This is a genomic window from Okeania sp. (genome assembly GCF_035285525.1).
Taxonomy (GTDB): domain Bacteria; phylum Cyanobacteriota; class Cyanobacteriia; order Cyanobacteriales; family Microcoleaceae; genus Trichodesmium.
In genome coordinates this window covers 1-8,642 of record NZ_JAYKGW010000063.1, presented here as the reverse complement: position 1 = coordinate 8,642, position 8,642 = coordinate 1, and the positions used below count along the sequence as shown (strand labels likewise).

General features: G+C 35.6%; 4 protein-coding genes. 1 reads left to right on the top strand and 3 read right to left on the bottom strand.

Translation table 11 applies throughout. From position 1 onward, the window contains the following. Window positions 1-132: 132 nt before the first annotated feature. Window positions 133-1,839 (bottom strand): trypsin-like peptidase domain-containing protein, encoded by a 1,707-nt coding sequence (locus tag VKJ25_RS06690; RefSeq protein WP_324235850.1) that lies wholly within the window; start codon window positions 1,837-1,839, stop codon window positions 133-135. A gap of 837 nt (window positions 1,840-2,676) precedes the next feature. Here VKJ25_RS06690 and VKJ25_RS06685 point away from each other — a divergent pair. Then, window positions 2,677-5,961: an EAL domain-containing protein gene (locus VKJ25_RS06685; RefSeq protein WP_324235849.1), complete on the top strand. Its 3,285-nt coding sequence runs from the start codon at window positions 2,677-2,679 to the stop codon at window positions 5,959-5,961. A 246-nt stretch (window positions 5,962-6,207) separates the two neighbouring features. Here the strand turns inward: VKJ25_RS06685 and VKJ25_RS06680 are convergent, their stop codons facing one another. Next, window positions 6,208-6,612 carry a phosphomannose isomerase type II C-terminal cupin domain gene (locus tag VKJ25_RS06680; protein WP_324235848.1) on the bottom strand — a complete coding sequence of 135 codons (405 nt, stop codon included), beginning with the start codon at window positions 6,610-6,612 and terminating at the stop codon, window positions 6,208-6,210. 970 nt (window positions 6,613-7,582) lie between these two features. Beyond that, window positions 7,583-8,020, bottom strand: a complete 438-nt coding sequence (locus VKJ25_RS06675) for a helix-turn-helix domain-containing protein (RefSeq protein ID WP_324235847.1) — start codon at window positions 8,018-8,020, stop codon at window positions 7,583-7,585. Window positions 8,021-8,642 lie beyond the last annotated feature (622 nt).

Here is an 8,642-nt window from a genome sequence, read left to right as displayed (position 1 = left end):
ATTTTCTGATTCCCTAATTAGCAGAGTATCTCAATTCTCATGAGCGTTTTGGAGATTTTAGTCTCTTGATGCCCTTGTACTTTTTTTGTCAAGTACATTTTATACCAATTAAGATGAGCTTACCCTGTCCAATTAAGGAACTTTCCAAATATTAATCTTCCGGTCCCAACCACCACTAACAATTATCTCCCCATTCGGACTAATTGCTACTGCACTAACATAACTATTATGTCCCTTTAAACTTCTTTTTAATTCACCTGTATTTAGTTCCCAAAATTTGATGGTTTTATCCCAACTACCACTAATTAAAGTCTTACCATTAGGACTAATAACTATCGACCAAACTCCATCTATATGTTCTTTTAAATTATGAATTAATTCACCTGTTTTTAAGTTCCAAATATTAACCATACCATCACTGCTACCACTGGCTAATATCTGACTATTAGGACTGAAAGTTAGAGACAAAGTTGAGAGAGAATTAGTATTAAGAGAACGAACTAATTTACCTGTTGCTAAACTCCATAATTTAATCTGATTATCCTTACCACCACTAGCTAAAAATTTCCCATCAGGACTAATAGCGATCGCATTAACTATCTGAGAATTTTCTGCTAAAGTTTGCCCCAACTCCCCACTACTCAAATTCCAAATTTTAATAGTTTTATCCCAACTTCCGCTGGCAAAAAATTGACCGCTGGGAGCGATCGCTATTTCATCTACCACATCAGTATGTCCTGTGAGAGTTTGCACCAAAGTAATATTCGTGACATTCTTATTTTTGGGAAGTTGCCATATTTTGATCGTTTTGTCATCACTACCACTAATCACAAATTGTTGATCAGGAGTTACCGCAACTGAGTTCACTGACTCTGGATGTGCTTTCCAAGTAGCAATAATTTCCCCACTCTCAATATCCCAAACTGAAATCAGACCGTTACTGTCACCCATAACAATGTAAGCATTTAGAGCAACTATAGAATTAACTATACCATTAATTTGATCGGTAATTGTTTTTGCTAAAGTAAAGTTGACAGTAGAAGTAGGAACAGAAGTCGTTGTTTCTGTTGGAGTTGGTGGAGTGGAGAGAGTTTCAGGCGCTGGGGAAATAGTAGGTAATGAAACCCGTTTTCGCCAATTCCAAAAAGTATTAATTTCAATACCTCCTGAGACAATGATATCAGAATTTTCTTGCAATTTGACAATACCATTAATCGCTACCAAACGACCTTCTCCATCTAGCACAGGTCCCCCACTCATCCCCGCTCTCACTAAATTATCATACAGTAAACTATAACCAGCGACTGGTTGCTGACGACCAGTCACCTTTCCTGCGGTACTCAGAAAAATTCGTTGTTGGAGATTACTACCAGAACGAGGCCATCCCCCGACAAATACTTTGGTTCCGGGAACTAACTGAGTTGAGTCTCCCGTTTTGGCAATAGGATAGTTTTGAGAACTACTAAATGGTACGATCGCTAAATCTAGATTTGGTACTTGTTTAATTAGAGAATAATAAACCGGGTGCATTCTGCCATCAGGTGTGCGTATTTGATAATCTGCTACTCTATTAACAACGTGCCAGTTAGTGAGTACATAATATGTTTCTCCTTGTTTTTCAACAATTACTCCTGAACCACTTCTATTTTGTCCGTCAATTCTAACTGTAATTTCTGCTGCTATTTTATTGATTTCTGATTCTGTTGATCCTAGAACAATTTTTGGTGTAATTAAGGCAGTAATGGTGGTGATACTAACAATAAATTTATTGATTTTTGTTGTATTTATATGGAGTAAATTGCTAATAATAATTATGACAAAAATTCGCTTTAAATTCATTTTTTTCTTCCCTCTTTTCAGTCAAGTTGTTCTCTTATAAAAATTTGCAAAGTTATGATCCGAAATCCGGTTATAAAAAGCTAGTTTGTCCAAATCCTTCTAACCCTTCTGCCTCCCCATCCTCCCCATCTCTTACAAGGGTAAGTTTTTAAGATTTGACACACCAGACGCGGTGACAGGGAGACGCGGAGATTAGATAATTGAATAATTAATTTAATCTACTGGCTCTATTCATTCATCTATACTGCGGGTCTTCCTCTCTCCGTGCCTGGTGTGTCTCTCCCTCCCCGCGTCTCTCCACTCAAAGGATGAAAAACTTACCCTTGTAAGCCTCCCCATCCTCCCTCTTCTCTATTCCCTGAAACCTAAGATTTTGTAGCTCACGAGTATGAAAATTACTATATGCTTTTATTGCTACTAATTAGTATTACTATTTGATTATTAACGAAAAGTTCGGGTAGTTACGCTTCCTCTTTTAAGAGGGTAAAAAAGAAGATTCCGTATTTCAAGCCTCTGACTTCAGCTAGAGATACTGTTAATTGATAAGTGATAACTAATATGACCCATAATATACATTTGTATCAAAATCAGGACTAAAGCCATGAGTAACACAATTTCGATGTTTGAGATTGCCTCGCTGTCGCTAGCAATGACAGAAACACGTTGTTCTGCGTAAGTCCTAAAAATATTGCTAAATTATGGGACTTACAAAATTATGAACTCAGGAAGATTACTGAGATAAAATTATTTATAATATCCCTTGATGGCACAAAATTAATTTAACGGTAAACTATAATATCAACAATAAACTCAGCTAATTGTATTAAAGTTATTGCAATGGTAAAGCTAACACAGGTGAGGCATCGAATCATACCGGACGCAAACAGGCAATTACATTTGCTAATTGCCCAAGATGTTCCAGAAGATGTAGATCTAATCCTACAGATCTTAAAATCTTATAGTATAAAATTTACTTATGATATTGCTAGAACTAATAAAGATTGCCAAAAATTACTTAAAAATAGTACATATGATGTAATATTGCTAGATTATCATTTAGTTAATTTTGATATTTTTGAAGTACAGAGATTAGTACAACAATCAGGGCAAGAAATTCCTATTATTTTAATTACAGAGGAGTTACAAGAAAAAGAAGCTTTATCAGTTTTAAAAGCTGGAGTTAATAATTATATTTTAAAAGATAGAATATTTACTTTATCAATTATTTTAGATCGGGTGATTACTGAGCGTATATTAAAAAAAGAACAGGAACTGGCTATTAAAAAATTAAAACAACAAGCTCAACAAGAAACAATGATTAACTATATTCTGCAAGGAATGGGAAATACTTTACAACTTAATCAAGTTCTACAAAAAACTATTGAGCAGTTACATGAAGTTTTGCAAGTTAGCCATAGTTTAATCGTGAGACTAGACCGTGAAGAAAATATTAAATTTTCCCATTTCAGTCAAATAACAGTTAATTATCAAAATAAAAAATGTTTTTGTAAAAAAATTTATCGGTATTATTCTGAACCACTAGGAAGAGGAGAACAGATAGAAATTAGTAAATGCGATCAAGCTATACTCCCAGAAGTAAAAGATATTATTGACGAGTGCCAAATAAAATCTATTTTAATTACACCATTCTTGTATCAGGATAATTACTTAGGTGGGATTATTCTACATCAATGTGACTATGACAGACAATGGACTCATAATGAACTATCTCTATTAAGATCAGTTGCTGAATATTGTGCTGTTGCTATCTACCAAACGGAATTATATGAACAAGCACAAACAGAAATAGTAGAACGCAGGGAAGTAGAACAGAAACTACGCAAAAATTATGAACGTTATGCACTTGCTATTGAAGCAGGTCGTGTGGGAATCTGGGATTGGAATTTACAGACTAACGAAATTATACTTGACCCTACATTCAAAGCTATACTTGGGTTTGAAGATTGGGAATTTAGGAACCATGTAGATGATTGGATGCAGAAAATTCACCCAGAAGACCAAGAAAAGATAATGACCAGAAAAAAAGCTCACTTGGAAGGATTAACACCAAAATATGAGCTAGAATATAGGATGCAGCATAAAGATGGCAGCTACCTATGGTTTTTTTGTCGGGGAGTTGCCACCAGAGATGACCAAGGAAAACCAGTTCGGATGATAGGAGCAACCACAAATATTACCAAGTGTAAGCAAGTAGAAGAAACTGCTCTTGCTAGTCAACAACAGCTTGTAGCTATGATTACAATGATGCGAAACATTACTGATCGCAAACAAGCAGAAAAAGCACTTCTCCAAAGTGAAAAGAGGTTTCGGGCTCTGATTGAAAATACCACTGATTTGATATTGATTATTGATCCTAAAGGAATTTCTAGTTATGTCAGTCCATCAGTCAAGAAAATTTTGGGATATCCCGCAGAAAAATTACTTGGTCAAAATATCCTGGATATAATTCACCTGGATGACTTATCAGTAATGAACTACACTATCAACAAAGCAATTGAAAATCCAGGTATAAGTCAACCACCAATTGAATACAGAGTTAAGCATCGTTGGGGTCATTGGTCTTTCTTTGAAGTTGTGATCAATAACCTTTTAGACGACCCAGCAGTGGGAGGTCTTATTGTTAACAGTCACGATATTACTGCTCGTAAGCGAACTGAAGAACAATGGAAGCATGACGCACTCTACGATCTGCTGACTCATCTTCCGAACCGGACTTTATTTATGGATCGTTTAGAGCAAACAGTGAGATATGCTGAACGTCGAAACGACTTTTTGTTTGCAGTTCTATTTATCGATCTTGACAGATTTAAAGTCGTGAATGATAGTCTTGGTCATCATATAGGAGACGAACTAATAATTATGGTTGCCAAGAAACTGAAAGCATTATTACCCGATGGAGATACGATCGCTCGTCTAGGTGCAGATGAATTTGTAATTTTGCTAGAAGATATCTCAAGTGTCAGTGATGCTACTTTTGTTGCTAGTTGCATCAACGAAGAAATAAAATTACCAATTATGTTAGATGGGAATGAAGTGTTCATTACTGCGACCATTGGGATCGCCCTAAGTTCTACAAGTATGAGCTTCAGTTCTACAACTTTGAGAGCAGCAGAACATATTTTGCGAGATGCAGAAATAGCTATGCACTCTTCTAAAGATTCCAGTAGAGGGTCTTATCAAATTTTTTCTACTGTGATGCACACTGAACTTCTCAAACGTTTAAAATCCGAGAATAATTTACAACGCGCTCTCAAAGATATTAACAATAAATCACCTGCTGATGAATCTGAGTTTATTTTGCATTATCAACCAATTATTTGTTTAACTACTAATCAAATTGTTGGTTTTGAAGCTCTAGTGCGTTGGCAACATCCAGAACTTGGTTTAATTTCTCCTAGTGAATTTATTCCTCTAGCAGAAGAAACAGATTTAATTATACCTCTTGGTTTATGGGTATTAAGAAAAGCTTGTTTTCAATTACGTCAATGGCAAAATAAATGGTCGAATAATTATGATTTGAAAATGAGTGTTAATCTTTCTGTCAAGCAGTTTGCTCAAGTAGATTTAATTGAGCAAATAGATAAAATTATTTTAGAAACTCAGCTTAATGGTAGTAATTTAAAACTGGAAATTACCGAAAGTGCTTTAATTAAAAATAATGAGCATGTCAGCGAAAAAATGTCTCAGTTAAGAAAAAGGAAAATTGAGTTATGTATTGATGATTTTGGCACTGGATATTCTTCTTTAAGTTATCTACATCGTTTTCCCATGAATACTTTAAAAATTGACCGTTCTTTTGTGAATAGAATAGGTGCTACTAACCTGACCAGCGAGGAATCAATTGAGCCAACAGAAATTGTGCGTTCAATTATTACTTTATCTCATAATTTAGGTATAGATGTTATTGCTGAAGGGGTAGAAACTATGGAGCAAATGGTTCAACTGCAACAATTAGGGTGTGAATATGGCCAAGGTTATTTATTTTCTAAACCCCTAGATACGATAGCAGCAACAAGTTTAGTTGCTAACATAAATCATAATGAAAAATGGAGTAGCGAAGTAGAGGAAAATTCAATCATTAATCATTACACATCTCCATAAAATAGGGAATAGGTATGGAGGCAATAGGAAGAAATAATTGATAATTTCTGTATGATAATTGATTTTATTTTTAATTTTTGGATATATCTATATAACAATTAAAAACGGACGTTGCATCCAACGTCCCTAATACTTCTATGATTCTTATTCCCATACGGCCATAAGGCTATACGATACGGATTCTGGCTTCTCCCCACTACTAAAAGACTAAAGACTGAAGAAGCGCCAACCCTAAATATTCTGCTATTAATTATCCTGTGGAAAACGAATAATATCATCTTCTCCAAGATATTCCCCATTTTGAATTTCAATCATTACTAAAGGAATAGTACCAGGATTTTCTACACGATGAGCTGTATTTGCTGGGACATAAGTTGATTGTTTTTGCAATAGCAATTTTTCCTCATTATTACATATAACTTTAGCAGTACCAGAAACTACTATCCAATGTTCACTGCGATGATAGTGCATCTGGGTACTAATGTGATGTTTTGGTTTAACTTCTATACGATTAATTTTGTAACGGGGACCCTCTTCTAAAATCGTGACTCCACCCCAAGGAGGTGTTCTTGTAAAACTGTTTTTTTCCTGATTAGTTTCTGAATCTAAGACAGCAGTTGTAGGCTGTTGATTCTCCTCTACTTCACTCATAAGTATATATTTTCTAGAGTTAAATTTTAAGAATAATCTACCTTTACATTTTAGCAGAACTTAAGATTTTCACCAATCTAAAAAAATGTTCTTGTAGGGACTTTTCATATAAAATCCGGTTGAATACTCGTTATATAGTTGTGGGAGATGGGGAGATGGGGAGATTGAAGTATAGATAAAATTATGAACATATACACTTGTAACCGGATTCTATATCATAAAAGATTCCCACAAGGTTAGAACTCTATATATAAAACCCATCACCAGATCTATAAAATTAGCTGGGGAAATGGGGAGATGGGGCTATTTTTCTACCTTTTTCCCCTCCACCGGAGAGGTTATATCAAATCCGCTGGCTTTGGAGAATAAGTTTCTACTATCATAAAAGAGCAAAAACTCCTACTTTGTAGAGGGTTTGGAGACCCAACCCCTACGGAGAGAGAATTTTACCGATACTACCAGGTTTGATATTAGGGGTGGGTTGGCTCTTGACTTTTTTGGCAAAAACCTGTACCTTTTCACAGATAAGCTTAGGGGAATGCTTCGCCAACGTTAACGCTGCCCGACATGAAAAGCGTTAGCGTTAGCGAAGCTCCTCTGCAAGAGGCAACTCCTCTGTAAAAGGCAGCTTCTCCTTAAGAGGCAAGAGGCAGTTCCTCTGCAAGAGCGGTTTTCCTGATCTTCCAGAACCTCTCCAAAGTAAGCCATATCTAATTGGCCAACAGAGAGAACATTTAAGAGCGGTGTGATCCTGCGTCGGCCACAGAAGCAAGCAGTCAGACCCCGCAGCGACCGCAGCTTGCTTGCGGAATAGTGGCCAAGAGAAAAAATAGTGACCAAAAGAGGGAATGCGCACCAAGAGAAAGAACACGCAGGAACTTCAGTTTTTTTATTTAGTTTTTGATTTGTCACAACCTATGTACGGATTGCTATAGTTATAGATTGAGCTGAATCCTGAATATTTACTATATCAGGCATTTGAGCTACATTTTTTCATATATTCCCAACCACGCTGGGGAGAAACGCGATCGCGTCCAATAGTTTTAGCAATCCATTCGGCAACTTTTTGCCCAGTCCATGTTGCTTGGTCTTGAGGTGGACTTTGAAGTGCTATGCGTAGTTGTTCCTGCTGTTCTGGAGTAAGTAAAGCGTGAGAAGGGTAAAATTTACGGGTTTTCCGTCTATTTAAAATACCTTCTGGTCCTTGTTGATTATAACTTTTGACTATATCTTTAGCATAATCATAGTTAAGACCCAAAGCTTTAGCTGCTTCTTTGATAGTCCACTTTTGAGATACTAACCATAGGAGGTGCCAACGTCGAGACTCTACTCGATCTTTAATTTGCAGATAGCGACTTTTTATTTCTGATTCACTAAGATGGGATTTGAGATAGGCTTTTTTAGGCATTTTTCTTCTACTTTATTAGGGATGTGAAGTAATAGTTCAATATTAGAAAGCAATATTAAGTGTTTGCTAGTGCTAGCGATCGCTTTCTTTCATGTAGATGACCCTATAAAGTTAGAATTAACCGTTACAACTTAAGATTCTTTTTGATCTCTACTAATTTTGTTCACGGCTAAGTGGCTTATACATTTATAAGTATAGCACTGATATTATGCTTCCGTAAATACACTTAGATTAAGTTTTAGTTGAATTTACGGGCTTAATTTACCTTTTTTCCATCAAATCTTTACCAAATCTTGATAAAAGTCTAGGTATAATTATTGTTATAAAGCTATTTTATAAAATTAGGTCGAACCAAAAAAAGCGATCGCTCTTGATAAAAAGGAGCGATCAGTCAAGGTTAAATTTAGTTTGACTGAATAATTGCATTAATTCTCACTGTTAAGTCTAGCTAATAATTCCTCCCGTGATAATTGTCAAAGTCAAGGACTAAATTCCTCTGGAGATAATGGCAACATTGATGGAATAATTTCTGTTAGTTGTTTATCTATAGAATTAAACCTAATTTTCAACACATTTTCGATAATTGCAGCAATCTTCCCTGGTTCTCTTCCTATTTGTATAC